At 71.5% G+C, this 25,359-nt stretch carries 25 protein-coding genes; 12 read left to right on the forward strand and 13 right to left on the reverse strand.

Going from position 1 to position 25,359, the window contains the following annotated elements:
• The first annotated feature begins 25 nt into the window (after positions 1-25).
• From ACIRA5_RS10050 to ACIRA5_RS10060, 3 genes are all read left to right on the forward strand, one after another.
• Entirely contained in the window at positions 26-2,986 is a 2,961-nt protein-coding gene (locus ACIRA5_RS10050) for an AfsR/SARP family transcriptional regulator (RefSeq protein ID WP_403689240.1), read from the forward strand.
• Positions 2,987-3,192: 206 nt separating this feature from the next.
• Entirely contained in the window at positions 3,193-3,372 is a 180-nt protein-coding gene (locus ACIRA5_RS10055) for a hypothetical protein (protein ID WP_403689241.1), read from the forward strand.
• Positions 3,373-3,465: 93 nt separating this feature from the next.
• Complete coding sequence (locus tag ACIRA5_RS10060; protein ID WP_403689242.1) at positions 3,466-3,825, forward strand: hypothetical protein; 360 nt, start codon at positions 3,466-3,468, stop codon at positions 3,823-3,825.
• Positions 3,826-3,877: 52 nt separating this feature from the next.
• Here the strand turns inward: ACIRA5_RS10060 and ACIRA5_RS10065 are convergent, their stop codons facing one another.
• Positions 3,878-5,476 (reverse strand): FadD3 family acyl-CoA ligase, encoded by a 1,599-nt coding sequence (locus tag ACIRA5_RS10065; RefSeq protein ID WP_403689245.1) that lies wholly within the window; start codon positions 5,474-5,476, stop codon positions 3,878-3,880.
• A 102-nt stretch (positions 5,477-5,578) separates the two neighbouring features.
• On the opposite strand from ACIRA5_RS10065, the gene ACIRA5_RS10070 reads away from it, so the two are divergent.
• Genes ACIRA5_RS10070 through ACIRA5_RS10080 form a run of 3 tightly spaced genes read left to right on the forward strand, consistent with a single transcriptional unit; the run spans position 5,579 to position 7,947 of the window.
• Complete coding sequence (locus ACIRA5_RS10070) at positions 5,579-6,727, forward strand: lipid-transfer protein (RefSeq protein WP_054234401.1); 1,149 nt, start codon at positions 5,579-5,581, stop codon at positions 6,725-6,727.
• Between the two features lie 9 nt (positions 6,728-6,736).
• Positions 6,737-7,168, forward strand: a complete 432-nt coding sequence (locus ACIRA5_RS10075) for a Zn-ribbon domain-containing OB-fold protein (protein WP_403689248.1) — start codon at positions 6,737-6,739, stop codon at positions 7,166-7,168.
• Positions 7,144-7,947, forward strand: a complete 804-nt coding sequence (locus ACIRA5_RS10080; protein WP_403689250.1) for an enoyl-CoA hydratase/isomerase family protein — start codon at positions 7,144-7,146, stop codon at positions 7,945-7,947. The genes ACIRA5_RS10075 and ACIRA5_RS10080 overlap by 25 nt, the downstream gene beginning before the upstream one ends.
• A gap of 128 nt (positions 7,948-8,075) precedes the next feature.
• On the opposite strand, the gene ACIRA5_RS10085 is transcribed toward ACIRA5_RS10080, so the two are convergent.
• Positions 8,076-10,403: a PQQ-binding-like beta-propeller repeat protein gene (locus ACIRA5_RS10085; RefSeq protein ID WP_403689251.1), complete on the reverse strand. Its 2,328-nt coding sequence runs from the start codon at positions 10,401-10,403 to the stop codon at positions 8,076-8,078.
• A gap of 160 nt (positions 10,404-10,563) precedes the next feature.
• Positions 10,564-11,316, reverse strand: a complete 753-nt coding sequence (locus ACIRA5_RS10090; RefSeq protein WP_403689253.1) for a VOC family protein — start codon at positions 11,314-11,316, stop codon at positions 10,564-10,566.
• A gap of 166 nt (positions 11,317-11,482) precedes the next feature.
• Here ACIRA5_RS10090 and ACIRA5_RS10095 point away from each other — a divergent pair, with 166 nt between their 5' ends.
• On the forward strand, positions 11,483-12,118 hold the full coding sequence (locus ACIRA5_RS10095) for a TetR family transcriptional regulator (protein WP_352044465.1): 636 nt from the start codon (positions 11,483-11,485) through the stop codon (positions 12,116-12,118).
• Positions 12,119-12,176: 58 nt separating this feature from the next.
• Here the strand turns inward: ACIRA5_RS10095 and ACIRA5_RS10100 are convergent, their stop codons facing one another.
• The gene (locus ACIRA5_RS10100) at positions 12,177-12,698 is read right to left on the reverse strand and encodes a nitroreductase family deazaflavin-dependent oxidoreductase (RefSeq protein WP_403689256.1); all 522 of its coding nucleotides are present in this window, start codon (positions 12,696-12,698) and stop codon (positions 12,177-12,179) included.
• The gene (locus ACIRA5_RS10105) at positions 12,698-13,888 is read right to left on the reverse strand and encodes an acyl-CoA dehydrogenase family protein (RefSeq protein ID WP_403689257.1); all 1,191 of its coding nucleotides are present in this window, start codon (positions 13,886-13,888) and stop codon (positions 12,698-12,700) included. The genes ACIRA5_RS10100 and ACIRA5_RS10105 overlap by 1 nt, the downstream gene beginning before the upstream one ends.
• Positions 13,889-14,002: 114 nt before the next feature.
• Here ACIRA5_RS10105 and ACIRA5_RS10110 point away from each other — a divergent pair, with 114 nt between their 5' ends.
• Positions 14,003-15,169 carry a thiolase C-terminal domain-containing protein gene (locus tag ACIRA5_RS10110; RefSeq protein WP_403689259.1) on the forward strand — a complete coding sequence of 389 codons (1,167 nt, stop codon included), beginning with the start codon at positions 14,003-14,005 and terminating at the stop codon, positions 15,167-15,169.
• A gap of 49 nt (positions 15,170-15,218) precedes the next feature.
• On the opposite strand, the gene ACIRA5_RS10115 is transcribed toward ACIRA5_RS10110, so the two are convergent.
• From ACIRA5_RS10115 to ACIRA5_RS10125, 3 genes are read right to left on the reverse strand one after another with little or no spacing between them, the layout of a single operon-like run.
• Complete coding sequence (locus ACIRA5_RS10115) at positions 15,219-16,556, reverse strand: hypothetical protein (protein ID WP_403689260.1); 1,338 nt, start codon at positions 16,554-16,556, stop codon at positions 15,219-15,221.
• Complete coding sequence (locus ACIRA5_RS10120) at positions 16,553-16,795, reverse strand: DUF397 domain-containing protein (protein ID WP_403689262.1); 243 nt, start codon at positions 16,793-16,795, stop codon at positions 16,553-16,555. The genes ACIRA5_RS10115 and ACIRA5_RS10120 overlap by 4 nt, the downstream gene beginning before the upstream one ends.
• Positions 16,792-17,619, reverse strand: coding sequence for a helix-turn-helix domain-containing protein (locus ACIRA5_RS10125; RefSeq protein ID WP_403689265.1), 828 nt, complete (start codon positions 17,617-17,619; stop codon positions 16,792-16,794). Before ACIRA5_RS10125 ends, ACIRA5_RS10120 begins: the two co-directional genes overlap by 4 nt.
• A 71-nt stretch (positions 17,620-17,690) precedes the next feature.
• Here ACIRA5_RS10125 and ACIRA5_RS10130 point away from each other — a divergent pair, with 71 nt between their 5' ends.
• A complete protein-coding gene (locus ACIRA5_RS10130) occupies positions 17,691-18,098 on the forward strand; it encodes a hypothetical protein (RefSeq protein WP_403689267.1) in 408 nt (135 codons plus the stop codon).
• Between the two features lie 10 nt (positions 18,099-18,108).
• A complete protein-coding gene (locus ACIRA5_RS10135; RefSeq protein WP_403689268.1) occupies positions 18,109-18,780 on the forward strand; it encodes a pyridoxal 5'-phosphate synthase in 672 nt (223 codons plus the stop codon).
• A 240-nt stretch (positions 18,781-19,020) separates the two neighbouring features.
• Here ACIRA5_RS10135 and ACIRA5_RS10140 read toward each other — a convergent pair whose 3' ends face one another.
• Positions 19,021-19,938: a GNAT family N-acetyltransferase gene (locus tag ACIRA5_RS10140; RefSeq protein WP_403689269.1), complete on the reverse strand. Its 918-nt coding sequence runs from the start codon at positions 19,936-19,938 to the stop codon at positions 19,021-19,023.
• 223 nt (positions 19,939-20,161) lie between these two features.
• Between ACIRA5_RS10140 and ACIRA5_RS10145 the strand changes: the two genes are divergently transcribed.
• Positions 20,162-21,649, forward strand: a complete 1,488-nt coding sequence (locus ACIRA5_RS10145; protein ID WP_403689270.1) for a metallophosphoesterase family protein — start codon at positions 20,162-20,164, stop codon at positions 21,647-21,649.
• Positions 21,650-21,689: 40 nt separating this feature from the next.
• Here the strand turns inward: ACIRA5_RS10145 and ACIRA5_RS10150 are convergent, their stop codons facing one another.
• The 3 genes from ACIRA5_RS10150 to ACIRA5_RS10160 are packed head-to-tail and all read right to left on the reverse strand — an operon-like array spanning position 21,690 to position 23,304.
• The gene (locus tag ACIRA5_RS10150; RefSeq protein ID WP_403689273.1) at positions 21,690-22,313 is read right to left on the reverse strand and encodes a GNAT family N-acetyltransferase; all 624 of its coding nucleotides are present in this window, start codon (positions 22,311-22,313) and stop codon (positions 21,690-21,692) included.
• A 30-nt stretch (positions 22,314-22,343) separates the two neighbouring features.
• Complete coding sequence (locus ACIRA5_RS10155) at positions 22,344-22,820, reverse strand: Zn-ribbon domain-containing OB-fold protein (protein WP_403689276.1); 477 nt, start codon at positions 22,818-22,820, stop codon at positions 22,344-22,346.
• A 31-nt stretch (positions 22,821-22,851) separates the two neighbouring features.
• Entirely contained in the window at positions 22,852-23,304 is a 453-nt protein-coding gene (locus ACIRA5_RS10160) for a DoxX family protein (protein ID WP_403689278.1), read from the reverse strand.
• 230 nt (positions 23,305-23,534) lie between these two features.
• On the opposite strand from ACIRA5_RS10160, the gene ACIRA5_RS10165 reads away from it, so the two are divergent.
• Positions 23,535-24,827: a flavin-containing monooxygenase gene (locus ACIRA5_RS10165; protein WP_403689280.1), complete on the forward strand. Its 1,293-nt coding sequence runs from the start codon at positions 23,535-23,537 to the stop codon at positions 24,825-24,827.
• A gap of 7 nt (positions 24,828-24,834) precedes the next feature.
• On the opposite strand, the gene ACIRA5_RS10170 is transcribed toward ACIRA5_RS10165, so the two are convergent.
• Complete coding sequence (locus tag ACIRA5_RS10170; RefSeq protein ID WP_403689282.1) at positions 24,835-25,284, reverse strand: hypothetical protein; 450 nt, start codon at positions 25,282-25,284, stop codon at positions 24,835-24,837.
• Positions 25,285-25,359 lie beyond the last annotated feature (75 nt).

The following is a 25,359-nucleotide window of genomic DNA, read 5'->3' on the forward strand; positions in this document are numbered from 1 at the left end:
CTGACGGTTCGGCAGGGGGACGGCGATGGACGGTGTACCGCGGGTGCCGGAGCAGCGACGTGCCGGGGAATCGGCGGCGTTGCGCTTCAGCGTGCTCGGACCGGTGCGCGCCTGGCGCGGCGAGGATTCCCTGCCCACGGGGTCCCCGCAGCAACGCGCCCTGCTGGCCGCGCTCCTGCTGCGGGAGGGCCGGACGGCCACATCCGGCGAGCTGATCGACGCCCTCTGGGGCGAGGAGTCCCCGCCCCAGGCGCTGGCCGCCGTGCGGACGTACGCCTCTCGGCTCCGCAAGGCCCTGGACCCCGGCGTCCTGATCAGCGAGTCCGGCGGCTACGCGATCCGGCTGGCCGCGAGCGACGGCTCCCTCGACCTCGCCGAGGCCCAGGAACTCGCCGCCGACGCCGAGAAGGCCAAGCACTCCGGCGACCTGTGCTCCGCCCGCGACCTGCTCAACCGGGCACTGGGCCTGTGGGACGGGGAGCCGCTGGCGAGCGTGCCCGGGCCGTACGCGGAGAACCAGCGGGCCCGCCTGGAGGAGTGGCGTCTCCAACTCCTCGAATCCCGCCTCGACATGGACCTGGAACAGGGCTGCCATGCGGAGGCGGTCTCCGAACTCACCGCCCTGACCGCGGCGCACCCCCTGCGCGAGCGGCTGCGCGAGCTTCTGATGCTCGCCCTGTACCGCAGCGGGCGGCAGGCCGAGGCGCTCGCCGTGTACGCCGACACGCGCCGCCTCCTCGCCGACGAACTCGGCGTGGACCCGCGCCCGGGCCTCAAGGAGCTCCAGCAGCGGATCCTCCAGGCCGACCCGGGCCTCGCGGAACCCTCGGCCCCCGCGGCCGAGCCCACCGCGACACCGGTCCGCCCGGCCCAGCTCCCGGCCACGGTCACGGACTTCACCGGCCGTGCCTCCTTCGTCCAGGAACTGAGCGACGTCCTGGCCTCCGCCTCCTCCGCCGAGGGCGAGGGCCAGGTCATGGCCGTCTCGGCGCTCGCGGGCATCGGCGGCGTCGGCAAGACGACCCTCGCCGTGCACGTGGCCCACCAGGCGCGCGCGTCGTTCCCCGACGGGCAGCTGTACGTCGACCTTCAGGGCGCGGGCCAGCGGGCGGCTGAGCCGGAGACGGTCCTCGGCGCGTTCCTGCGTGCCCTGGGCACGGCGGACTCCTCCATCCCCGACTCCCTGGAGGAACGCTCGGCGCTCTACCGCTCGGTCCTGGACGGCCGCCGGGTCCTGGTCCTCCTGGACAACGCCCGCGACGCGGCCCAGGTCCGCCCGCTCCTGCCCGGCACGGAGGGCTGCGCGGCCCTGGTCACGTCCCGGGTGCGGATGGTGGACCTGGCGGGCGCCCACCTGGTCGACCTCGACGTGATGTCCCCGGAGGAGGCCCTCCAGCTCTTCACGAAGATCGTCGGCGAGGAGCGGGTGGCGTCGGAGCGCGAGGCGGCCCTCGACGTCGTCGCGGCCTGCGGCTTCCTCCCCCTCGCCATCCGCATCGCGGCCTCCCGGCTGGCCGCCCGCCGCACCTGGACCGTCTCGGTCCTGGCGGCGAAGCTCGGCGACGAGCGCCGCCGCCTCGACGAGCTCCAGGCCGGCGACCTCGCGGTCAAGGCCACCTTCGAACTCGGCTACGGCCAGCTGGAGCCGGCCCAGGCCCGCGCCTTCCGCCTGCTGGGCCTGGCCGACGGCCCCGACATCTCCCTGGCCGCCGCGGCCGCCGTTCTCGACCTCCCGATCGACGACACCGAGGACCTCCTCGAATCCCTCGTCGACACCTCCCTCCTGGAATCCGCCGCCCCCGGCCGCTACCGCTACCACGACCTCGTACGCCTCTACGCCCGCGCCTGCGCGGAACGCGACGAACAGCCTCCGAGCGAGCGGGACGCGGCGATGTCGCGGTTGCTGGACTTCTATCTGGCGACGGCGGCCGGGGTGTACGCGATCGAACGACCCGGGGACCGGTTGGTGGACCATCTGGAGGCCACGGAGTACCCCGGGCTGGTGTTCGAGGATCGGCATCCGGCGCAGGACTGGTTGTACGCGGAGGCGAACGCCCTCCTGTCGTGCGTGCGCCAGTCTGTGGGGGACAGCCGACTTCGCAGGGCTGTCGACCTGCTGTGGGCCGCCAAGGATCTTGCCGAGTCGGGGGCCAATTCACGCGAATACGAGGTCGCCGCGAACGCGGCGCTCGAGCGTGCTCGTGACATGGGCGACGCGCATACCGCCGGGCGGGCGCTGACTACGCTCACCGACGTCCACCTGGTCGCGGGGCGCTTCGATCAGGCTGACGCGGCCGCCGTCGAAGCCATGCGCATGGCACAGGAAGCGGACGACCCCGTTGCCAGCTGCTGGGCCCCCAACACCCGCGGCATCATCGCCATCTACCAGAGTCGGCACGCCGAGGGCGAGCAGTACCTGACCTCAGCCATCGAGAATTTCCGCAGCAACAAGAACCGGCCGGGCGAGGCCAGCGCACTGTGCAACCTGTCCCGCATTCACCTGGCCACGGGACGTGTCGACAGCGCCGTCACTCTCGCTCAGCAAGGCATCGACATCTACGACTCCACGGGGAACGCCCTCCGGGGCGCGAACGGGCGCTACGCGCTGGGCTTGGCGCTCACCCGCAACGGGGACCTTGGCTCGGCGGCCGAGAGCCTCGTGGCGGCCCTGGAGACCTTCCGTGACAGTCGCCAGCGACTCTGGGAGGGGATGACTCTCTTCCGGCTCGCCGAGGTGGACCTCGCCGCCCGACGGCCGGCGCAGGCCGCGTCCAACGCGGAGATGGCTCTGACCGTGCTGCGGGGCATCGGTGGGGAGTGGCGACGTGGGCTCGTGCTGACGGTGCTCGGTCGCGCCCTCAACGGCATCGGCCAGACCGGTCGCGCCCAAGTCTGCTGGCATGAAGCCCTGGGAATCTACGAGGAGTTGGGTTCTCCCGAAGCAGCCGAAGTTCGCGGCCTGCTGAACCCGGCCGCTGCTGCCTAGCCATCCGTCGGGGCGTTCATCGAACGTTTATCGCCGCCCGACATGCTCGCTCCTGTCGTTCCGTCGCGTCGGGGGGCAGGCGGATCGGCAGTGAGGCCGTGAGGTTAATCTGAACGGCCCATTGGTGCCCGTCCGGCGTCCATCGGGGGAGCTGCCGGGCGGGCCCCCAAGCCTCTTGCCTGGAACGGAACTGGGAGTTGACCGCTATGAGCGACAAGAAGAGCGAGCCCATCGTCAAGCCGCAGGACCAGCACGCGACCGGTGAGGAACTCGTCGCGCTGGACCAGCACGCCACCGACGAAGAGCTCATCGCCCTGGACCAGCACGCCACCGGCGGCGAGATCAAGCCGCTGGACCAGCACGCAACAACCGAACCGTCCAACTGACCAATCACGACGGGGATCGGCCGCGGCGGCGCGGAGGGGGAGCCGTCGCGGCCGATGTGTGTCCAGGGCCGGATTCACCGGGGGAGGATCACGATGACCGCACAGCACGCCCAGCCCGGCGGGCCCGGCATCGCACGGCCCTGGCGAACGCCGGCCGCCCTCCGGTGCGCTCTGGCACAGGTCGCGCCCCACCGACTCGCCGAGATGGAGCGGGACAAGGACGAGGCGATCGCGCTCGCCGCGGCCACGGACCGTCTCGGGCCGATCGTCCAGTTCCTCGAGACGTGGGCCGTCGCAGTGGAGATCGCCAGGAACCCGGCGCTGGCAGCGCGATTGCGCGCTGCCGAGCACGCGGTTCGGACCATCGACCGCAACGCCCCCGTCTGGCGTGCCGCCCTGGACGAGATCCACGCCGTCCACGCCGTCGCCCGGCAGTCCCTCGTCCGGGAATGACCCGCGCGGCCGTCCTCGTCGCCGGATCACGCCTGGGCAGGCGGCGCGAGCCTCACCGTCCCCGCAGCTCCCCCTTCACCACCTTCCCGCTCGCGTTCCGCGGGAGTTGCCGTACGAATTCCACCGCCCGGGGGACCTTGTAGTTCGCCATCTCGCGGCGGGACCAGGCGGTCAGGTCGTCGGAGGTGAGGACGGAGTCCGGGCGTCGGACGACGTACGCCTTGCCGACCTCGCCCAGGCGGCCGTCCGGGATGCCGATCACCGCGACGTCCGCCACCTCCGGGTGGAGGCCGAGGAGTTGTTCTATCTCGGCGGGGTAGGCGTTGAAGCCGCCGACGATGAACATGTCCTTGATGCGGTCGGTGATGCGGAGGTTGCCCGCCGGGTCCAGGACGCCCACGTCGCCGGTGCGCAGCCAGCCGTCGGGGGTCAGGACGCGGGCGGTTTCCTCGGCATCCTCGAAGTAGCCCCGCATCACGTTGAAGCCGCGGACCAGCACCTCACCCGGGGTACCCGTGGGCGCTTCCACGCGTACCTCCACGCCCGGGATGGCCCGGCCCGAGGTCGACGCGATCACCGACGACGGGTCGCCCCGGCGGCACATCGTCACGAATCCGCTGGCCTCCGAGAGGCCGTACGCGGTCAGGACCGTCTCCACGCCCAGCTCGGTGCGCAGGCGTTCCACCAGGCGCAGCGGGACCACGGCGGCTCCGGTCACCACCAGCCGCAGCGTCGACAGGTCGTACGACGCCCGCGCCGGATGGTCCAGGAGGGACTGGTGGAGGGTCGGCGGGCCCGGCAGGACCGTGACCCGCTCGGACGCGATGTTCGCCAGCACCGTGTCCACGTCGAACACCGGCTGCGGGATCATCGTCGCGCCCCGCATCAGGCAGGCGAGCACCCCGGCCTTGTAGCCGAAGGTGTGGAAGAAGGGGTTCACGATCAGATAGCGGTCCTCCCGGCGCAGACCGGCCAGCTCGCACCACACCTCGTACGCCCGCAGGCTCTGCTCGTGCGTGATCACGGCGCCCTTGGGCCGGCCCGTCGTGCCCGAGGTGAAGACGATGTCCGACGGCGCCGATCCCGGCACGGCCGCCGCCCGCTCCCGCACCTCCGCCGCCCCGACACCCTCCCCGGCCGCGAGGAAGTCCTTCCAGGTGCGGAAGTCGGCGGGGGCGTCGTCGGCGAGCACCACGACCTGCTCCAGGTGCGGGAGTCCGGGGAGGGGGCCGTCTCCGGCGCCCTCCCCCGCCTCCGCCCCCTCCCCCGCCGCCCGCCGCAGCGACGCCACGTACGACGTCCCCAGGAACGTCCCCGTCACGAACAGCAGCCGGGCGCGGCTCCGGGACAGCACGTACGCCGCCTCGGTGCCCTTGAAGCGGGTGTTGAGCGGGACGAGCACCGCGCCCGCCGACACCGCGCCGAGGGCACAGACGATCCAGTCCAGGGTGTTCGGCGCCCAGATGGCGACCCGGTCGCCGATCCGTACGCCGTTCGCGAGGCAGGCGGCCGCCGCACGTTCGACGCGGGCGCCCAGCTCGGCGTAGGAGATCCGCGTACGGCCCTCGACGACGGCCTCGCGGTCCGCGAAGCGCGTCGCCGCCGACCGCATCAGCCCCGGGATGCTGCCCCGTTCCAGGTCTCCGCGCATCTCACGCCTCCCGTAGCCGCGAACCCACTAGCTGACTACCCGTCAGATTAGCTGTAGCCTGACGGCCTGTCAGCAGTCGGATCCTTCCGTGGAGGTGCACCCATGCCGGGGATCAAGGACGCCACCGCCGTCGTCGGCATCGGTCAGACCCCCTTCGCCAAGCAACTCCCCGAGTCCGAGAAGACCTTGGCCTGCCGCGCGATCCTCGCCGCCCTCGACGACGCCGGAATCGCGCCCTCCGAAGTCGACGGGCTCGCCTCCTACACCATGGAGGAGACCGACGAGGTGGAGGTCGCGAAGGCGGTCGGCCTCGGCGATCTCACCTTCTTCAGCAAGGTGGGCTACGGCGGCGGCGGCTCCTGCGCCACCGTCGCGCACCTCGCCGCCGCCGTCGCCACCGGCCAGGCGACGGTGGGCGTGGCCTGGCGGTCGCGGAAGCGGGGCAGCGGGCCCAGGCCGTGGAAGAACACCGCCGTCCAACTCCCCACCCCCGCCCAGTGGACCCGCCCCTTCGGGCTGCTCAGACCGGCCGACGAGATAGGCATGCTGGCCCGTCGCTACATGCACGAGTACGGCGCCACCCGCGACCACCTCTTCAACGTCGCCCTCGCCTGCCGCAACCGCGCCAACCAGAACCCCGCCGCGATGATGTACGAGCGCCCGCTGACCCGCGAGATGTACATGACCTCCCGCTGGATCAGCGAACCCCTCTGCCTCTTCGACAACTGCCTCGAGACGGACGGCGCGTTGGCCTGCGTGATCGTGTCCGCGGAGCGCGCCCGGGACTGCCGGCAGCGCCCCGTGTACGTCCACTCCGCAGCCCAGGGCCTGCCCGCTCAGCATCACGGCATGGTCAACTACTGGAACGACGACCCGCTCACCGGCCCGGCCTGGACCGCCGCCCGGCACCTGTGGAAACACGCCGACTTCACCCCGGACGACGTCGACGTGGCCCAGATCTACGACGCCTTCACCCCCCTGATCCCGCTCTCCCTGGAGGGCTACGGCTTCTGCGGACGCGGCGAGGGCGCGGCCTACACGGAGGGCGGCGCCCTGGAGATCGGGGGCCGGCTTCCCCTCAACACCGGCGGGGGCGGACTCAGCGAGGCGTACGTCCACGGCTTCAACCTCATCAACGAGGGCGTGAAGCAGTTGCGGGGCACGAGCACCGCCCAGGTCCCCGGCGCCGCCACCTGCCTGGTCACGGCGGGGGAGGGCGTCCCCACCTCCGCGATCCTGCTGAGGAACTGAGGAGCCGAGATGACCGAGCCCCTTCTCACGCCCGTCCTCGACGACGACGGCGCGCCCTTCTGGGGGTACGCCGCCCAAGGCGAGCTACGGATCCAGGCGTGCGCCGACTGCGGCGAGCTGCGCTTCCCGCCCCGCCCCTGCTGTCCCCACTGCCAGTCCTTCGGCAGCGAGTGGCGGCGGATGAGCGGACTGGGCCGCGTCTGGTCGTACGTCGTCCCGCACCCGCCGCTGCTCCCGGCGTACGCGGCCCTGGTCCCGTACAACGCGATCGTCGTCGAACTCGCCGAGGCCCCACACGTCCGCCTGGTCGGCAACCTGGTCACGGCGCCGGGCGCCCCGCTCGGCTCCTTCCCCCCGGACCGGATCCGGATCGGAGCGCGGGTACGGGTGGTGTTCGGCGGGGAGGGGCTGCCGCAGTGGGTCGTGGACGGCCGGTCGTGAACGGCGGCGCGCTGCGGATCGCGACCGACAAGGACACCGGCGTCGCGGTCCTCACCCTGGACCGCCCGGAGAAACTGAACGCCATCGACGAGGCCCTGGCGTCCGAACTCTCCGCCGCCTGGCGGGCGTTCCGCTTCGACGACTCGGTACGGGCCGTCGTCCTCACCGGCGCGGGCGAACGGGCCTTCTCCACCGGCCTCGACCGCGCGACGCAGACCCCCCAGCCCACCTCGCCCTTCATGGTCGACGACCCGCTCCTGCGTATCGGCCCGAAGGCCAACGACCTGTGGAAACCGGTCGTCGCGGCCGTGCGGGGGATGGCGTGCGGAGGGGCCTTCTACCTCCTCGGGGAGGCGGAGTTCGTCGTCGCCGACGAGACCGCCACCTTCTTCGACCCGCACACGACGTACGGCATGGTCAGCGCGTACGAGTCCGTGTACGCGGCGCACCGGATGCCGTACGGGGAGGCGGCGCGGATGGCACTCATGGGGAACGCCGAACGGATGTCCGCGCGGCGGGCGTACGACATCGGATGGGTGTCCGAACTCACCGCGCGCGGAGGCGCGTTGGAGGCCGCCGTCCGCTGCGCCACGGTGATCGCCTCCTACCCCTCCGACGGAGTCCAGGGCACCGTCCGCGCCCTGTGGACGGCCCACGAGGCCGCCCGCGCCCACGCCTTCGCCCAGGCCCCGCACCTCATCTCCCTCGGCAACCTGCCCCCGACCCGACAGACGGAGTTGTTCTCCGCGCGCCGCCCGAACGGGTTCCGACTGCGGTGACGCGTCCGCGGGCGAGGCCGTCAGGCTGATGGGGCACCGGGGCGCAGCCCCGTGCCCCAGGGGCGCGGGGAACTGCGCGCCAAGCCCCCACCGGCCCGCAGCCGAAGAACAGGAAGGGCCGGTCGTCCCTACGTCGTGCGGGCCGTGCCCGTGCCCTTTTCCGCGTCCAACGCGTACACGCACCGGTCCTTGCTGCACGCGTACACCACCCCGTCCTTGACCACCGGCGCACCGGTGATCTCCCCACCCGTCGCCAGCTTCCACCGAAGCCGTCCGTCGTCCGCCTTCAGGGTGTAGAGGAGATGGTCCGTGGAGCCGAAGTGGATGCGGCCCTCGGCGACCGCGGGCGCGCCCACGAGGTCGCCCCCGGCCTGGAAGCGCCACTTCGGGGTGCCGGTGACCGCGTCGAGGGTGTACAACCCCTTGCCGCTGCCGACATGGACGTGGCCGGCCGCGACCAGGACGGGATCGATCGAGGAACGGGCCTCGGTCGCGATGCGCCAGCGGTCGCGCCCGTCCGTCGCGTCGAGGGCGTACACCGTGCCGAGGTAGTCGGCGAGGTACACGCCGCCTCCCGTGACCGCGGGGCCCGGCACGAAGGTCGGCGCGGAGAGGAAGACCGCGGGGGCCTCGAAGTGCCAGCGCACGTGCCCGCCGGCGACGTCGACGGCGAGGACGCGGGTGCCCGCGGAGATGTAGACGTAGCCGTCGGGGGCGGAGGTGATCCGTACGGGTACGCCCCCGCACGACGCCGCGTCGCCGATCGGGTACGACCACCGCTCCTCACCCGTACGGGCCTCCAGGGCACGCAGTCGGGCGTCCTTCCAGACGTACACCGTGCCGTCGTGGACGGCGGGCCCTGCCTCCGGGGACTCGAAGTCGGTCTGGGCGCCGGTGATCTCCCAGAGTTTCTGGCCGCCCGAGGCCTCCCAGGCCTGGACGCCGCCCCCGCGCGTACCGGTGATGACGGTCCCGCGGTCGGCCTTCAGGGAGTACACCCAGGCGTCCGTGGTCAGACGCCACAGGTCCGCGCCCTCCCGCGCGTTCAGGGCGAAGAGGGTGGGGCCGTCGGAGGCGTGGATGCGGCCGTCCGCGACCGCCATGGACCAGGCCACGTCCCGCGTCTTGAACCGGCGGCGGCCGGTCGCGACGTCCAGGGCGTGGACCTCGAAGGAGGTGACGTAGACGAGGTCGCCCGCGACGGAGGGCGTACCCCATACGTCGTTCGACATACGGAAGCGCCAGGGCCGCCAGCCGGACGGGGAGTCCGGGGCGGGCGGCGGAGCGACCGTCGGCACGGGGTCGGCGCCGTTGACGCCGACGCGCGGGCGGGACCAGGAGGCGGCGAGTCCCGCCTCCGGAGGAGGTGCCTTCACGGCGGCGGCACGGGCGTCGGCGACACGCGGCCCGGGACCGATGGGCACCTGACCGCCCGCAAGCCGCACGGGACCGGTGTCGGGCGCCCCCACGGGCACGGGAGCGTGCGAGGGGGGAGGAGGCAGGGCGGGGCCGCGTCCGCCCCCGCTGCGACCGCCGGAGGACTGGGGCTTCACCGGCGGGCGGCCCCCGCGGCGCGACTCGATCAGGCCCACCGCGCGCTCGGGCAGCCACGCCGACGCCGTACCGCTGTCGTCGGAGCCGGAGCCGAAGAGGTGGGGTGCCAACTGGGCCTGGAGGTCGGCGGGGTTGGGGCGGCCGGTCGCCTCCATCTGCATGCAGGACTCGATGAGGGGGCGCAGCTCGTCCGGGAGACCCTCCAGGTCGGGGCCCTCCCGCAGCAGCATGAAGACCGTCTCGACGGGGTTGGCGCCGTGGAAGGGCGCGTGCCCGGTGGCGGCGAACACCAGCATCGAGCCGAGCGAGAAGACATCGCTCGCGCACGTCACGCTGCGCGAGTCCTTCGCCTGTTCGGGGGACATGTAGGCCGGAGTGCCGACGGCGACGTTCGTCATCGTCAAACGGGTGTTCGAGACACCGGAGGCGATACCGAAGTCGATGACCCGCGGCCCGTCCTCCACCACCAGCACGTTCGAGGGCTTCAGGTCACGGTGGACGAGCCCGGCGCCGTGGATCGACTGGAGCGCCTCCGCGACGCCCGCCGCCAGCCAGCGCACCGCCTGGGCCGGCATCGGCCCGCACTCGTTCACTATTTCCTCGAGGGAGGGCGCCGGAACGTACGCGGTGGCCAGCCACGGCACGGCCGCGCGCGGGTCGGCGTCGACCACGGCCGCCGTGTAGAAGCCGGAGACCGCTCGCGCGGCCTCCACCTCACGAGTGAAGCGGACCCGGAACAGCTGGTCCTCGGCGAGCTCGGTCCTGACCGTCTTGATCGCCACGCGCCGGCCCGAAGCCGAGCGCGCGAGATAGACCAGCCCCATGCCGCCGGCACCCAGCCGTCCCAGCACCTCGAACGGCCCGATCCGCCGCGGATCGTGCTGTGTCAGCTGATCCACCACTTGCCTGCCACCTCCCCGTACGAGCCACGTCATCCACGTATGAACGCAGCCCCGTGCAGCGTCTCACCACCGCACCGCCTTGGCGGCACGCACCCCGATTCTTCCTGTCCGGGCCACAGGTTGCGAACCCGGGGGCGGAACGGGGTGTCTCGGGACAAAATCACCGGCCCCGTACCTGGAGTACGGCGAACGACGCCCCTTGATTGTCCGTGACGACGGCCGCCCTTCCGTACGAGGTGTCGAAAGGGGGCGCCTGGACACGTCCGCCGAGCCGGTTCACCGTACCGAGAATCGCGTCGACGTCCTCCACTCCGAAGTGGACGAGGAAGTGCGGCGGCATCTCGGCCGAGAAGACACCGGAGACCGGGGCGCGGCCGAAGTCGGGCGAGGCGTCGGGGCCGAACAGGGCATCGTGGAACAGGGTGCCGTAGAAACGGTCGACGGTTTGCGGGTCCCGCGCGTACAGCTCGGCCCAGCAGAAGGAGCCCGGCTCGTGCCGCTTGCCGAAACCGGGGTGGGTGCCCGCCTGCCACAGGCCGAAGACCCCGCCCTCGGGGTCGGTCGCGAGGGCGGTCGTACCGTAGGGGCCCAGCGGGGTGGGCGCGGTGATCATCTGCCCGCCCGCCGCCTGGATCCGGGCCGCGAGCGCGGCGGCGTCCGGGGTCGCGAAGGACACCGTCCACACCGTGGGCATCCGGCCGTCCCGCTTGGGCGTGAGGGCGGCGACGGGCTCCCCGTGATGGCGCGCCCACACACCCCCCATGTGCGGCTCGAACCCCTCTCCGAAGGTCCAGCCGAACAGTTCACCGTAGAAACGCCTGCCCGCCTCCACATCGGGAAGCTGCGCGTCGACCCAGCAGGGGACGCCCTCCGGGTAGGCGTGCGGTGCGTCGGACGCCCGGGATACGGCCATGCGGTCAAGTTAACGGCCTTTCATCCACTCCGCGCGACGGCCCGGACACCCTCGGACGTCTCCCGGGCCCCCCACTCGCCGCCCGCACTCCCCCACGCACCCCATTTGCAGTCGGCCGAATCGCGCTCCGATCACCCCTCGGTAAGCTGACGGCATGACAGGACAAGTGCGTACCGTCGACGGCCGCGTGGCCGGACGGCGAGGGCAGGCGACCAGGCAGAAACTGCTCGACTGCCTCAGTGAAATGCTCAGCTCGTCGCCGTACCGGGACGTCAAAGTCATCGATGTCGCCCGGAAGGCGGGCACGTCGCCGGCGACTTTCTACCAGTACTTTCCGGACGTCGAAGGCGCCGTCCTGGAGATCGCCGAGCAAATGGCCACGGAGGGCGCCGGGTTGACCCAGCTCCTGGAAGGGCGCTCCTGGGTCGGCAAGGCCGGCTGGGCGACGGCGCAGGAACTCGTGGACGGTTTCCTGGAGTTCTGGCGGAAGAACGAGGCGATCCTGCGCGTGGTCGACCTGGGCGCCGCCGAGGGCGACAAACGCTTCTACAAGATCCGCATGAAGATCCTGAACTCGGTGAACAACTCCCTCGCGGACTCCGTCTCCGAGCTCCAGTCCAAGGGCAAGGTCGACAAGGACGTGAACCCCGCGGCGATCGCCGGTTCCCTCGTCGCGATGCTCGCCGCAGTGGCCTCGCACCAGAAGGGCTTCCAGACCTGGGGCGTCAAGCAGGCCGAACTCAAGCCGAACCTGGCGCTGTTGGTGCACCTCGGGGTGACCGGGAAGAAGCCGACCAAGTAGCGCGACCGTATCTTCTGGGGCTCCTGTTCGGCCCACCTCCTGTCATGCGGGCGGCAGTTCACTTCGTGGACTGCCGCCCGCTGCGCTGTGCGCGGCGGCGCACGATGCGAAACAGCCTGATCTCCCGATCGATCCGCGCCTGGTACGTGGCGTACGGCGGCCAGAACGCCAGCACCGCCTTCCAGGCCGCGTCCCGCTCCTCCCCCGCCAGCAGACGGGCCCTCACGGGGATGTCCTCGCCCTGCCAGCTGATGACGGCGTCCGGATGGGCGAGGAGGTTGGCGGTCCAGGCCGGATGATCGGTGCGCCCGAAGTTGGACCCGACGAGAATCCAGCTGCCCTCCCCCTCCGGCATACAGGCCAGCGGCGTACGCCGCTCCAGCCCGCTGCGGGCGCCCCGCACGGTCAGCACGATCCCCGGCAGCAGCTGCGCGCTGAGCAGCACCTTTCCGCGCGTCAGCCGGTGCACCACGCGGTCCATGGCAGGGACGAGGTGCGGGGCGACCCGGGCGAAGGCCCGCGTCGAGGACACCTTCTGCACACTCCGCACGACGGCTCGCGACCGGATTCCCGACGCCATCAGACCGCCACCTCCGCCCCGTCGAAGAGCCGCGCCGCGTCGGCGGCGTACGCCCGCAGTCGGTGCACGGGCCCGAAGAGCAGTTCGTCGCCGGCCGCGCGCTTGAAGTACAGCTGGGCCTCGTGCTCCCAGGTGAAGCCGATGCCGCCGTGCAGCTGGATCGCCTCGGCGGCGGCCGTGCGCAGCGCCTCCAGGCCCTGGGCGAGCGCGAGGCCGCCGACCCGCTCGCCCCCGGCCCCCGCCGCCCAGGCGGCGTAGTACGCGGCGGACCTCGCCGCCTGCACCCGCACGTACACGTCCGCGAGCCGGTGCTTGACCGCCTGGAAGGACCCGATCGCCCGCCCGAACTGCTCCCGCTGCCGCACATGGGCGACGGTCCGCTCCAGCGCCCGGTCGGCGCCGCCGACGGCTTCGACGGCGAGCACGGCGGCGGCGCCGTCCCCGACGGAGGCGAGCGCGCCGAGCACGTCGGCGTCCTCCTCACCGAGCAACTCGGCCCGCACTTGGCGCAGTTGCACCCGCCCCTGCGCCCGTGTCTCGTCCAACGACGTCTGCCGCATCCGTACGAGCCCCGGGGCGTCCTCCGTCACGAGGAAGATCCGGGTCCGGGCCCGGGCGAACCCCCCGGTGTGCGCGGCGACCAGCAGGAGCCCGGCGCTGTGCCCGTCGAGGACGCGTTCCACCTCCCCGTAGAGACGCCAGCCGCCCTCCTCGCCCGGCCGGGCCTGTACGCCCCCGGCCCGGCCGCCGCCCGCCCAGTCCCCGCCGTTGTCGCCGACCAGGCCGAGCGCGGTGGGGAGCCCGGCGCCCGGTACCGCGAGGGCGGCGGTCAGCTCGCCGGCCGCGATCCTGGGCAGCAGCCCGGCGCGCTGGGCGTCGGTGCCGAGGGCGAGGATCAGCGGGGCCGCGAGGGCGGCCGTGGCGAGCAACGGCGAGGGCGCGAGGACCCGCCCCGACTCCTCGCAGGCGAGGGCGAGATCGGCGAACGAGCAGCCGACCCCGCCGTACGCCGTGGGCAGGGCGAGCCCCGGCAGCCCGAGCTGCTGCGCGAGGGTCTCCCAGAGACCGGCGTCGTATCCGACCCCGGTGCGCACGGCCGACCGCACCTCCTCCGGACCGCAGCGCTTGAGCAGGAGTTCCCGCAGGGTGCGGCGGATCTCGTCCTGTTCGGCGGTGAAACGGGCGTCCATGGCCAGGCCCCTTCTCCCGATCTGACGGCCCGTCACATTAGCGCCGTGCGGTACGGATGCCCAGAGCCACGACGACCTCCCGCGCGCCGCCACATCTGATGTACCGTCAGATTCATGACTCCGGGGAAGCGCAAGGTCGCCGTGGTGGGTGTCTCCCTCTCGGACTGCGGTCGCGTGGACGACGCGACGCCCTACGCCCTGCACGCCCAGGCCGCCAGGCGTGCGCTGGCGGATGCGGGGATGGACCGCTCGCTGGTCGACGGCTTCGCGTCGGCCGGCCTCGGCACCCTGCCGCCGGTCGAGGTGGCCGAGTACCTGGGCCTGCGCCCCACCTGGGTCGACTCCACCGCCGTCGGCGGCTCCACCTGGGAGGTCATGGCGGCGCACGCGGCGGACGCGATCGCGGCGGGGCACGCCGAGGCCGTCCTCCTCGTCTACGGCTCGACCGCCCGCGCCGACATCAAGGCGGGCCGCCGCACCGGCAACCTCTCCTTCGGCGCCCGGGGCCCGCTCCAGTTCGAGGTCCCCTACGGCCACACACTCATCGCCAAGTACGCGATGGCCGCGCGCCGCCACATGCACGCGTACGGCACGACACTCGAACAGCTCGCCTCGGTGGCCGTCCAGGCGCGGGCGAACGCGGCGCTGAACCCGGAGGCGATGTTCCGCACCCCGATCACCACCGACGACGTCCTGTCCGGCCCGATGATCGCCGACCCCTTCACCAAGCTGCACTGCTGTCTGCGCTCCGACGGCGGCGCGGCGGTGCTGCTGGCGGCCGAGGAGTACGTACGGGACTGCCGTACGGCCCCGGTGTGGATCCTCGGCACCGGCGAGCACGTCTCGCACACGACGATGTCCGAGTGGCCGGACTTCACCGTCTCCCCCGCTGCGGTGAGCGGACGCCTCGCCTTCGAGCGGGCGGGGGTGCGGCCCGACGAGATCGACGTGGCCGAGCTCTACGACGCCTTCACGTACATGACCCTCGTGACCCTGGAGGACCTGGGCTTCTGCGCGAAGGGCGAGGGCGGGGAGTTCGTGGAGAAGGGCCGCCTGACGGTGGGCGGGGAGCTGCCGGTGAACACGGACGGCGGCGGACTCTCGGCCCAGCATCCGGGGATGCGGGGCCTGTTCCTCCTGGTGGAGGCCGTACGGCAACTGCGCGGGGAGGCCGGGGAACGCCAGGTCAGGAAGACGGGCGGACGCCTTCCCGAGCTGGCGGTGGCCTCCGGGACGGGCGGGTGGTTCTGCTCGTCGGGGACGGTGGTACTGGGACGGTAGGGGACGGTGGCGCCGGGGCGGCGAGGGCCGGACAGCGCGACTCCGGGAGTCAGGGCAGAACGGTGACGGGGGCCGTGTCGTTGACCGGGTTCGGGTCGCGGCGGCCGGTGGACGGTTTGGCGTCCTGGAGGGCCACGCTGCCCTGCCCCGGCCCGTCGAGGCTCAGAGTGAACTCGAAGTCACGGGTCCTGCCCGGGTCGAGCGGGCCCACGAGACAGCTGTACGCGGGGCCGTCGGATGCGCAGTACGGCTCGTACGCGTCCTCGTCGATGGCCTCCATGGGTTCCTTCAGCACGGTGCCGGGCGGCGGCGTGAACAGCAGCTTCGTACCGGTTCCGGGGATGCCCGGCCCGTTGTTGCGGACCTTGAGCCGCAGCGAGCGCTTCGTGCCGGGGCTGCCCCGCAGTTCGACGCCGAAGACCTCGTAGTCGGCGTGGGTGTCCAGACGCACGTCGGTGAAGACGTCTCCCTCGGCGAACGCGCCACCGGTGCCGTCGGCGCCGCGCACGGCCTCGGCGGTCAGGGGTGGGCCGTCACCGTGGTCGCCGCCCGGCGGCACCACGGTGTAGTGTCCGGGCCCCGAGTCCAGCGGCCAGGCCTCCTGGCTGAAGGAGCCGTACATCCGCGTCTTCGACGCGCGCAGTCGCAGGGCGGGGTGCAGGACGACGGTCCCGCCCGGCGGGATGCGCAGGTCGGGAAAACGACAGACGGCCGTATGGCCGTGATGCTGAGGCGGGTAAAGGCAGTTGGCGTACCGCTGCCGGAAGTCCAGCTCCCCGGACCCCAGTTCGAGGGCGAGCCCCTTCACCGGCACCTCGCCGTCATTGCGGACGACGACCGGTACGGTCACGTCGGCGCCCGGGCGCACGTCCTTGACGACCTTGAGCGTTCGCACCTTCACCACGGGCTCGCCGACCACGACCCGGGTGCGGGTGGTGAGCGTCTTCCCGTCCTTCGTGGTGAACGTGAAGCGCACGATGCCGGTGTCGCCGGGTTTGCTGGCCTCGGCGGCGACCGGGTGGACACGGTCCAGGTCCGACCAGCTGTCGTAGGCACCGCTGACGTCGCAGATGGCACGCACGGTGTCGTTGATGCACCGGGTCCCGCTCTTGCGCAGGCCGACCGCCTTCAGCCGTACGATGCCCTCGGACCCGCGCACGTCGACGGTCAGCCGGTGGTCCCGCGTGCCGTAGCGGCTGGTCGCCTTGACGTCCTCGGCCTGCAGATGGAACGGCATCTTGGCCTTGGGCCCGGATGTGTCACCGACGGGGCGCAGGTAGAAGACCTCGGGGGCGGAGATCCAGGACTTGGGATCCGCGAGGGGGCCGCAGGCGGCGAGGGGGAGCAGGAGGGCGCCGCTGAGCGCGACACCCGCTGAGCGCCTCAACGGACGGTACGGAGGAAGGCGGTCCAGGTGGTGGGGGTGACGGCGAGGGTGGGGCCGGTGAGGTTCTTTGAGTCGCGGATGTGGATGGTGGTGGGGGTGGGGGTGGCTATTTCGAGGCAGGCGCCGCCCTCATTGGTGCTGTAGCTCGACTTTCGCCAGGTGTAGGCGACTTCGAGGCAGGCCTCGCCTTCGTTGTTGCTGTAGCTCGACTTGAACCAGGCCAGTTCCGTCGTGTTCACAGTTGCCCCGCTTTCCCTTCGATGAGTTCCGCGGACTCCCACGGCGTGAGCGCCTGCGCCCGCAGCATGCCGAACAGGTCGAACAGCCCATTGACTTGTTCCGGCTTGGAGATCAAGGTACTGCCTGCCTGAGACTCGACGAACACCAGATTGCGGCCTTCTTCCGTGCTCATCAACTGCATTGGCCCTTGCAGTCCGGCGTGCGTATGCCGTTCGGTCGGCATGACCTGCACCGTCAGGTGATTCAACGTCCGCATGCACTCCAGCAGATGCCGGAGCTGCCCCTGCAACACCCCCGGGCCGCCGAACTGCCTCTCCAACGCCGACTCTTCGACCAGGAAACTCAGGCGGGGCGGCGGGTTGCGCGCGAGCACCGCCTGCCGTTCCAGTCGGCCCTGGACGTGCTTCTCGATTTCCTCCTCGGTGAAGGCGGGAACGCGACATTCGTACAGGGCTCGCGTGTACGTCTCGGTCTGAAAGAGCCCGGGGATCACCATCACCTCGTACCCGCTGATGATCTGCGCGAGCCGCTCCAGCCGAACCCAATCAACGAACTTCGGCGGGTACTTCTCCTCCTCCATCATCTCGACGCACGCGATGAGCGCGCCCCTCGCGTCGAGTTTCTCGTCGGCGACCTTGAGGAACTCGATCGGCGGGATCCGCTCGGCCCTTTCGTATGCGCCGAAGACCGACTCGGACGCGTGCACCAACTCGCCCGCGTCCTTCTGCGTCAGCCCCAACCGCCCCCGTTGGATACGCAGTAGCTCCCCCACCAACCTCCGCCCCACGGACGCCCCACCATTCGCCCCCACAACGACCACCATCCTCCCCACAACCGGCAATGTGGACCGTGTTCGTCTAGTCACGCTACGCAACCACCGCCACCCTCATAGTCATGACGAACAAACTCACCCCGAATTGGGTCCCGAGGTCCGGTCTTCAACTACGCCTCGCCGGGGTCCACTTCGACGCCGTCCGCGTGTGCGGCGTACGCGGGGAAGCCGTGCTGCACCACCTCGTCGCGCTCACCGACGGTCACCCCGGACCGGTCGTCAGGGAGTCCAACGGCTGCCGCTGGACGTACTTCCTGCTGGCACCCGGCGAGGGCGCGGAGCGCGACTGGCCGCCCGGCGCCCGCCGGTTCACCCGCTCGGCGCACGACGAGTACGTGGGCGTACCCGCGCCGGAGGGGAACACGTACCCCCTGAGCTGGGGGCACGGCGCACCGGAGGTGGGGGAGTTCGTGGACGCGGAGCTGCTGCACGGGGTGCTCATGGCGCAGCTCTGCCGGTCCCCCGAGTGATACTCGGAGGATGGGAACGGATCTTCACGAGCTGCTCAGGTCACTGCGGGTGTGGGACGTAGAGCTGCCCACCTTCGACCCGGCATCCGCACCCGCCGAACCACTCCCGCTGTTCACGGAGTGGTTCGCGGAGGCGGTCGCGGCGGGGCAGAGCGAACCGCACACGATGTCGCTGGCGACGACCGACGAGGACGGGCTGCCCGACGTCCGGATCGTGATGCTGCACGGTGCGGACGCGGACGGCTGGGCCTTCGCGAGCCATGTCACCAGCCGCAAGGGACGCCAGCTGGCCGCCCGCCCGTACGCGGCTCTGGGGTTCTACTGGCCCGCTCGGGGCCGTCAGATCCGGCTGCGGGGGCCGGTCGAGGTCGCGCCGGCCGAGGAGGGGCAGGCGGATCTGCACGCCCGCTCGACGGGGGCGCTGGCCGCCGCGCTCGTGGGCGGGCAGAGTGAAGTGCTCGGTTCGGTGGCGGAGTTGGGGCGGGCCTCGGACGAGGCCTGGGACCGCGCTCAGCGCGAGCCCGACGCCGCGGCCCCGACGTGGACCCTCTACCGCCTCCGGCCGGAAGAGGTGGAGTTCTTCCAGGGTGACGCGAGGCGTCGGCACGTACGGCTCGTCTACCGCCGTACGGAACCTTCTCCGGAGGGGGGTGGCTGGCGCAAGGAGCTGCTCTGGCCCTGAGACGAGGGCGTACCGGTCCGCGACATCGCGCCGGCGGCCGGTACCTGATAGCTGCCGGTGGCCGCCATCCCTCGCGAGGAGGCGGCCGACCACTTCGGCTGGTTCGGACACTTCTTCGCGAGGGACGTCCCGGCGTCGAGCGCCCTGACACGGAAGCGGCTGGGATGGCACCCCGAGCGGCCCGGCCTCGTCGAGGACCTCGAAGCGGGGCACTGCTTCACGAACTCGTGGACGGCTGCTTCACGAACTCGCAGACGGCTGCGTCAAGAAGTCGTGGACGGCGAAGTCGGCGACGGGGCGGTAACCGATGCGCTGGTAGAGGCCGTTGCTGGTCGGATTGGCGAGGTCGGTGAAGAGGAGCACCTCCTCCGCTCCGGCGGCCAGCGCGGCCCTGCTGACCTCGGCGGTGGCGGCCCCCGCGTAGCCGCGTCCGCGCAGGGATGCCGGGGTGTAGACGGGGGCCACCCGGATCTGCCCGGCGATCAGGGGGGTCGCTCCGGCCATGGCCACCGGCGTACCGTCCGGCGTCTCCCAGAGCGTGACACCGCCGTAGGCGAGTCGGCTCTCGGCCCAGCGGTCCGGGTCCTGCCTCTCGTTGCGCTCGAAGATCCCGGCGAACTCGGCGTACCAGCGCGCGACGAGCGCGTGGTCGCTCTCGTCGGCCACCCGGGCGCGGCCCGGTGGAACGGGCGTCGGCGGCGTGAGCGTACCGAGCCGGTACAGCCGTTCGTCTCTTCTGAGTTGGGCCCGCGCACCCGCGTGGCGCTCCCAGGCGGCGGCGAACTCCGCGGCCGTGTCCACCGGACCACCGACGCCCGGGAACGAGTACCCCTCGTCCGCGAGCCGCGCGGCCAGCGCGTCGACGTCCTCCGCCGGGAGGTCGGTGAGATTGAGCTGGTACGGCGGGGTGTGGAACAGCACCGCCGACACCCCACCGACCCCGTCGCCCTCCCCGTCCCCCTCCCCGTCGGCGGCGGCGAGCCGCCCGAAGAACGGCGCCTCCTCCCCGTACACGTCCGGCCCTCGTCTGCGCAGCGCGTCGGTCACGGACAGCGCCACGGTGTGCGCCGCGGGCCGCGAGCGCAGGAAGTCCCCCGCGCTCGTGAGGAATTCGTCCAGATCGTGGGTGAACACCCAGCCACGCGCGTCACGAGTCATACCCGGCATGATCCCGCTCACCGCATGCCCGGCGCCTCCGGATTTCCCGGCCCCGCGCACCGTGCCCGTCCTGGCCCGGCGGCCCTGCCCCTCCCGCGTGGCCGTGTAGGCCGTTCGCCTCCGTGGTGGTGCACGGGTCGACGCCGTCGATGATCATCCAGGTGTACCCCTCGGCAATGAAATACATCGGTATGTCCGGGGTACCCGAACGAAGGAACTGCACATGCGGTATCGAATCGTCGCTCTCGCCGTGGTGAGCGTGCTGGCCATGGCGGTCCCGGCAGGCGCGACTCCCCCACGGATCGCGCACGACAGCGCGGGGCCGAAACCCCCCGGGCCGACGCCTCCCCCCGGGGCGCCGTCCGGCGAGGCCTGGGCATGGACCCAACTGACCAGCAACGGCACCCAGATCCGGTACGTGTCCACGGACACCAGCCTGACGTGTCCCGTCGTGCGCTACACCCTGGGAGGCAGCCGGAATCCGCACTCCCTGCACCGGGTGAGCACTCCCATGGGCTCACAGTTCCCGACCACCGTCTGTGAGCTGAGAGTGCCCCTCACGGCCTCCAACGCGGTGCTCGAGCAGACCTCGATCCAGGCGGCCACGGTGCATCCCGCGAACCGTCAGCTCCCCTTGCCGAAGTGGACCTCGAACACACGCCCCAGCAACATCGCCGTCATCGGCGACGCGGGCTGCGAGGTCCCGGCGACCGGTACCGTGCAGAACTGCGCGAACCATCAAACCGGCTGGCCCTTCCAGCGGATCGCGGACAGCGCAGCCACCGTGACGAAGCCGGATCTCGTGATCCACACCGGTGACTACCTCTATCGGGACGACCCCGCCAGGGCGAACGACAAGGCGGCGAATCCGGGCTGTACGACGCTCGCCGACCGAGCCAACTGGGCCTGTGTCATCGCCGACTTCTTCAGGCCCGCCGAAACGCTGCTGGCCGCGGCACCGATCGCGTTGACCCGGGGCAACCACGAAGACTGCAACGCGGCGCAGAAGGGTGGCGCGGGTGGCGCGTGGTTCCGCTACCTCGCCGACGATCTCCGCTCCAACGGAACGTGCAGCATCTACCCGGCGCCCTCGCTGATCGGCGCCGGCACCCTGACCCTGGCGTCCGTGGACTCCTCGTTCGCCTACGACACCGGAAGCACAGCCCAGAAAAACATCTACGCCAGGCAGTTCCAAGCCGTGAACCAGGCCGCGCTCAAGAACCCCACCAACGACTACTTCGTGGTCACGCACAAGCCGCTGTGGATGGTGAAGGCGGCCGGCACCCCGCCCAACTCGGCGGAATGGCTGACTCACGTCCTCGACGCGGCCGTCTTCGGCACCTCCCAGCAGCGGCTGGCGGACAACGTGCGACTGGTGCTGTCGGGGCACGTCCATCTCTACCAGATGCTCGATTTCAACTCGTCCCGCCCGCCCCAGCTGACCGTGGGCTCCTCGGGCGGACCACTGGACAACGGCCCGGACGACGCCAAGGTCGTCGGACAGATGATCGGCACACCCTTGCAGGCCGTCACACAGTCGATCACCCAGGAACAGAACCCTCCGGGAAGCGTGGGGGTCTTCGGCTACGCGGTCCTCAACGACAACGGCGGGACCTGGAACCTCACCTTCCATGACACGGCCGGCGCCGTACGGGGCAAGACCTGCGCGCTGAGTGCGAGCAAGGCCCAGAAGTCGTTCGCCTGCCATTGAGACAGACCGACAGGTGAAGGAGTCGAGTCGGGACCGGGTCCTAACGGGGCCCGGAGCCCGTCGGCGGCAGCGTCGGCTCCGGGTCCGTCGCGATCCGTGCGTGCAGGTGGACGTCCCGGAACGCGTCGTGCCGCCCCGACTCGAACATCGCCTCCCGCAGGGTCCCCTCGTAGGGGAACCCGCACCGCTCGGCGATCCGGCAGGACGCGTCGTGGCCGAGGGCGTGACCCAGTTCGATGCGGTGCAGACGGACGGCGCCGAAGACGTAGCGGGCGGCCAGGGCGAGGGCACGGGTGGCGACCTGGTGGCCGCGGGCCTCCGGAAGGATCCAGTAGCCGACGATGCCGACGCGTATGACGTGGTTGATGTCGTTGACGCCTATGTGACCCAGGATCGTACCGGTGCCCGCGTCGGTGATGCAGAAGGAGACGGCGGTGCCCTCGGCGACGCTCTCGGCGCGCGAGCGGAGCGAGTCACGGGCGCTGTCCAGGTCCCGGACGATCTTGACCGGGGTGTTCCAGCGCTGGAACTCCGGGTCGGACAGCCCGCGCAGCCAGGTCGCCACATCGACCTCGGACTCCGGGTCCCAGGGACGCAGCCGCAGACCATGGCCGTCGAGCACGGGGAAGGGCTGGGCGAGGGACTTCTCGTGAACGTCGGACATCCGGCCATTATTCACGGGGCCCAGAGGGGTTCAAGAAGTGGTTTTCGACACGGCTTGAGGAGATGGGGCGGCGGAAGACGGAGGCGGTACAGCGCCGGACCGTGGCCGGAACACGGGCACCCCCGCCCTGAACGTGACCTCCAGCCCCATCCCGATCCGCAGCGCCTCGCTCGCGCACTCCACCACCTCGGTCATCATGCGCGGCCCCTCCGCCAGGTCGACGACCGCGGCGACGTACGGCACTCGCCCGCCGAACGGCGGGAGGTCGTTGCGGTGCACGACGGACCAGGTGTAGAGCGTGGCGTGCCCGCTCGCGGGCCGCCAGCGCACGTCCTCGCTCCAGCAGTGCGGGCAGAACTCCCGGGGGTAGTGGTGGGCCCGGTCGCAGCCCGCGCAGTGGCGGATCAGCAGCCGGCCCTCCGCCGCCGCGTCCCAGTACGGCCGGGTGAAGGCATCGACTTCGGGCAGATCGAATCGCGCCCCGCCCGACGCGCGCTCCCCGCTCACGAGCACACCCCGAGCCCGATCGACCCGCGCCTCACGAGAACAGGCCGATCGCACTGTCCAGCGACCACGTCTGCCATCCCATCCCGAAGAAGGCGACGACCGAGATCAGCGCCATCATCGCGTTCTGCCCCTGCTCGGCCCAGTCGTGGATCATGAGGATGAAGTACAGGACGTTGAGGAGCAGTCCGCCGACGAGCGCGATCGGCGTCAGGAACCCGGCCACCAGTCCCAGCCCGAGGGCCAACTCCGCGTACACGACGACGTACGCCATCGTCCGCGGCCGGGGCGCGACCACGGCGTCGAAGCCGGAGCGCACCGCGTTCCACCGGTGCTTGCCCGCGACGTCCGCCGCCCACGTGATCCCGGTCCCCCGCTCGAACCAGCCCTTCTTGTCCTTGTGCCGCCAACTCTCCAGCCACCACAGCCCGAGCCCGATCCGCAGCACGGCCAGCCACTCCGCTCCGCCGAGCCAGATCGTGTCCATGGCAGTCCACGCCCCCTTCAATTTCTGACGGTACGTCAGTTCAGCGCACGGGGGACGCCCGCGCAAGAGGCGTACGCCACCCTCCCCTTCACTCATCCCCCCGCTTCGAACACAACCGAGTGACCTACGCCACCAGCCCCACCCACTCCTCCTACAGCCGTGATCAGTTCGCAACCGATTCCGGGCTTGACCGAGACCTATCAAGTGACGACGTGATTACGCTCGCGCACATGGCCGACTCGACTGCTTCCTCGACACCCCGCCCGGTGCCGTCCCACGAAGACCGCCCCGTGTACGTCATCGGCGGCGGCCCCGGGGGGCTCGCGACCGCGTACGCGCTGCGCGCACAGGGCGTACGGGCCGTCGTACTGGAGAAGTCCGACCAGGTCGGAGCGTCCTGGCGGCGCCACTACGACCGGCTGCACCTGCACACGACCCGGCGCCTGTCCGGCCTGCCCGGTCTCGCGATGCCGCGCTCCTTCGGGCGGTGGGTCTCGCGCGACAACGTGGTGCGCTACCTGGAGAAGTACGTCGAGCACCACCAGCTGGAAATCGTCACGGGCGTCGAGGTCTCGCGCGTCGAGCCCGCCCCGGGTGGCGACGGCTGGCTGCTGCACGCCACCGGCGGCCGCGAGCTGACCGGCAGCGCCGTGGTCGTCGCCACCGGCCACAACCACACCCCGCGCCTGCCCGACTGGCCCGGCCGCGACACGTACACCGGCGAACTCCTGCACGCCGGCGACTACCGCAACCCCGCCCCCTACGCCGGCCGTGACGTCCTCGTCGTCGGCGTCGGCAACACGGGGGCCGAGATCGCCGTGGACCTGGTCGAGGGCGGCGCCTCCCGGGTACGGCTCGCCGTGCGCACCGCGCCGCACATCGTGCGCCGCTCCACGGCCGGCTGGGCCGCTCAGTTCACCGGGATCCTCGTACGACGGCTGCCGGTGCGCCTCGTCGACGCACTCGCCGGGCCGATGGCCAAGGTCAGCGTGCCGGACCTGTCGGCGCAGGGGCTGCCCCGCCCCGACACCGGCCTCTACTCCCGCGTCAACGAAGGCTCCATCCCCGTCCAGGACGTCGGCCTCATCAACGCCGTCCGCAAGGGACGGGTCGAGGTCGTGGCCGCGGTGGAGGGCTTCGAGGAGGACGAGGTCGTCCTCGCCGACGGGAAGCGGATCGACCCGGACGCCGTGATCGCCGCGACGGGCTACGTACGCGCCCTGGAAGGCATCGTCGGCCACCTCGACGTCCTCGACGGGCGTGGCCACCCGGTCGTGCACGGCGCCCGCACCCCGAAGAAGGCGCCCGGCCTCTACTTCACCGGCTTCACCAACCCCATCAGCGGCATGTTCCGCGAACTCGCCCTCGACGCGGAGAAGATCGCGAAGGCGGTCGCGAGGACCGCGCAGAAGGCGGAGAGGGCGGCGGAGAAGGCAGCGTCGAAAGCGGCGGCGAAGACGCGGGCGGAGACAGGGGTGAAGACGCAGGCGCGCGACACGGGGGACACCCGCGCCGCGCACTGAGTCACCGTCAGTTGACGGCGAGCACCGCTGTGTTGTTCGTGGTGTCCGGGTCGAAGGTGAAGTCTCCGAACTCGGGGTGGATGCTGACCTCACCGGTCGTGCCGGGCACCGCCGCGTCGATCCGCAGCTGGAGGGCGTACATGCGCTCGGTGTTCTCGGACACCCAGTACGGAAGCACGCAGTCGTAGCGCGGGGCGCCCGTGCGCTTCTCGTAGTACCCGCCCGTGAGGGTGTGCGGGACGCGGTCCGCGGGGACGCCGGTGACCGTCGTACCCGTAGGGACGATCAGCCTGACCTTGGCGGCCGGGTCACCGGAGCCGAGGTTCGCGAACCAGGCCGGGCCGTTGTCCTTGAAGGTGAGCGGGGCGGTCACCGTCTGGCCCGCCGTACCGGTGACCACGGCGCCCGGCCACCGAGAAGTCGGCCAGATCCCCGCCGCCCAGCCTTTTGCTTGCACGACGGTTCCTGACGCGGCGTCAGTTAAGTAATCTGACAGAGCGTCAGTTAATTGACTGTCACACAGGAGCGGGCG

Origin of the sequence: Streptomyces sp. NPDC096311, from assembly GCF_044763085.1 — a bacterium.
Classification (GTDB): domain Bacteria; phylum Actinomycetota; class Actinomycetes; order Streptomycetales; family Streptomycetaceae; genus Streptomyces.

What these genes read in the sequence shown, in the direction of transcription:
- ACIRA5_RS10060 (WP_403689242.1), top strand. Translation starts at nt 3,466, where the DNA reads ATGACCGCACAGCACGCCCAGCCCGGCGGGCCCGGCATCGCACGGCCC.
- ACIRA5_RS10130 (WP_403689267.1), top strand. Translation starts at nt 17,691, where the DNA reads ATGACGAACAAACTCACCCCGAATTGGGTCCCGAGGTCCGGTCTTCAA.
- ACIRA5_RS10145 (WP_403689270.1), top strand. Translation starts at nt 20,162, where the DNA reads ATGCGGTATCGAATCGTCGCTCTCGCCGTGGTGAGCGTGCTGGCCATG.
- ACIRA5_RS10110 (WP_403689259.1), top strand. Translation starts at nt 14,003, where the DNA reads ATGACTCCGGGGAAGCGCAAGGTCGCCGTGGTGGGTGTCTCCCTCTCG.
- ACIRA5_RS10135 (WP_403689268.1), top strand. Translation starts at nt 18,109, where the DNA reads ATGGGAACGGATCTTCACGAGCTGCTCAGGTCACTGCGGGTGTGGGAC.
- ACIRA5_RS10125 (WP_403689265.1), bottom strand. Translation starts at nt 17,619, where the DNA reads ATGGTGGTCGTTGTGGGGGCGAATGGTGGGGCGTCCGTGGGGCGGAGG.
- ACIRA5_RS10075 (WP_403689248.1), top strand. Translation starts at nt 6,737, where the DNA reads ATGACCGAGCCCCTTCTCACGCCCGTCCTCGACGACGACGGCGCGCCC.
- ACIRA5_RS10065 (WP_403689245.1), bottom strand. Translation starts at nt 5,476, where the DNA reads ATGCGCGGAGACCTGGAACGGGGCAGCATCCCGGGGCTGATGCGGTCG.
- ACIRA5_RS10090 (WP_403689253.1), bottom strand. Translation starts at nt 11,316, where the DNA reads ATGGCCGTATCCCGGGCGTCCGACGCACCGCACGCCTACCCGGAGGGC.
- ACIRA5_RS10150 (WP_403689273.1), bottom strand. Translation starts at nt 22,313, where the DNA reads ATGTCCGACGTTCACGAGAAGTCCCTCGCCCAGCCCTTCCCCGTGCTC.
- ACIRA5_RS10100 (WP_403689256.1), bottom strand. Translation starts at nt 12,698, where the DNA reads ATGGCGTCGGGAATCCGGTCGCGAGCCGTCGTGCGGAGTGTGCAGAAG.
- ACIRA5_RS10070 (WP_054234401.1), top strand. Translation starts at nt 5,579, where the DNA reads ATGCCGGGGATCAAGGACGCCACCGCCGTCGTCGGCATCGGTCAGACC.
- ACIRA5_RS10050 (WP_403689240.1), top strand. Translation starts at nt 26, where the DNA reads ATGGACGGTGTACCGCGGGTGCCGGAGCAGCGACGTGCCGGGGAATCG.
- ACIRA5_RS10055 (WP_403689241.1), top strand. Translation starts at nt 3,193, where the DNA reads ATGAGCGACAAGAAGAGCGAGCCCATCGTCAAGCCGCAGGACCAGCAC.
- ACIRA5_RS10160 (WP_403689278.1), bottom strand. Translation starts at nt 23,304, where the DNA reads ATGGACACGATCTGGCTCGGCGGAGCGGAGTGGCTGGCCGTGCTGCGG.
- ACIRA5_RS10165 (WP_403689280.1), top strand. Translation starts at nt 23,535, where the DNA reads ATGGCCGACTCGACTGCTTCCTCGACACCCCGCCCGGTGCCGTCCCAC.
- ACIRA5_RS10140 (WP_403689269.1), bottom strand. Translation starts at nt 19,938, where the DNA reads ATGACTCGTGACGCGCGTGGCTGGGTGTTCACCCACGATCTGGACGAA.
- ACIRA5_RS10105 (WP_403689257.1), bottom strand. Translation starts at nt 13,888, where the DNA reads ATGGACGCCCGTTTCACCGCCGAACAGGACGAGATCCGCCGCACCCTG.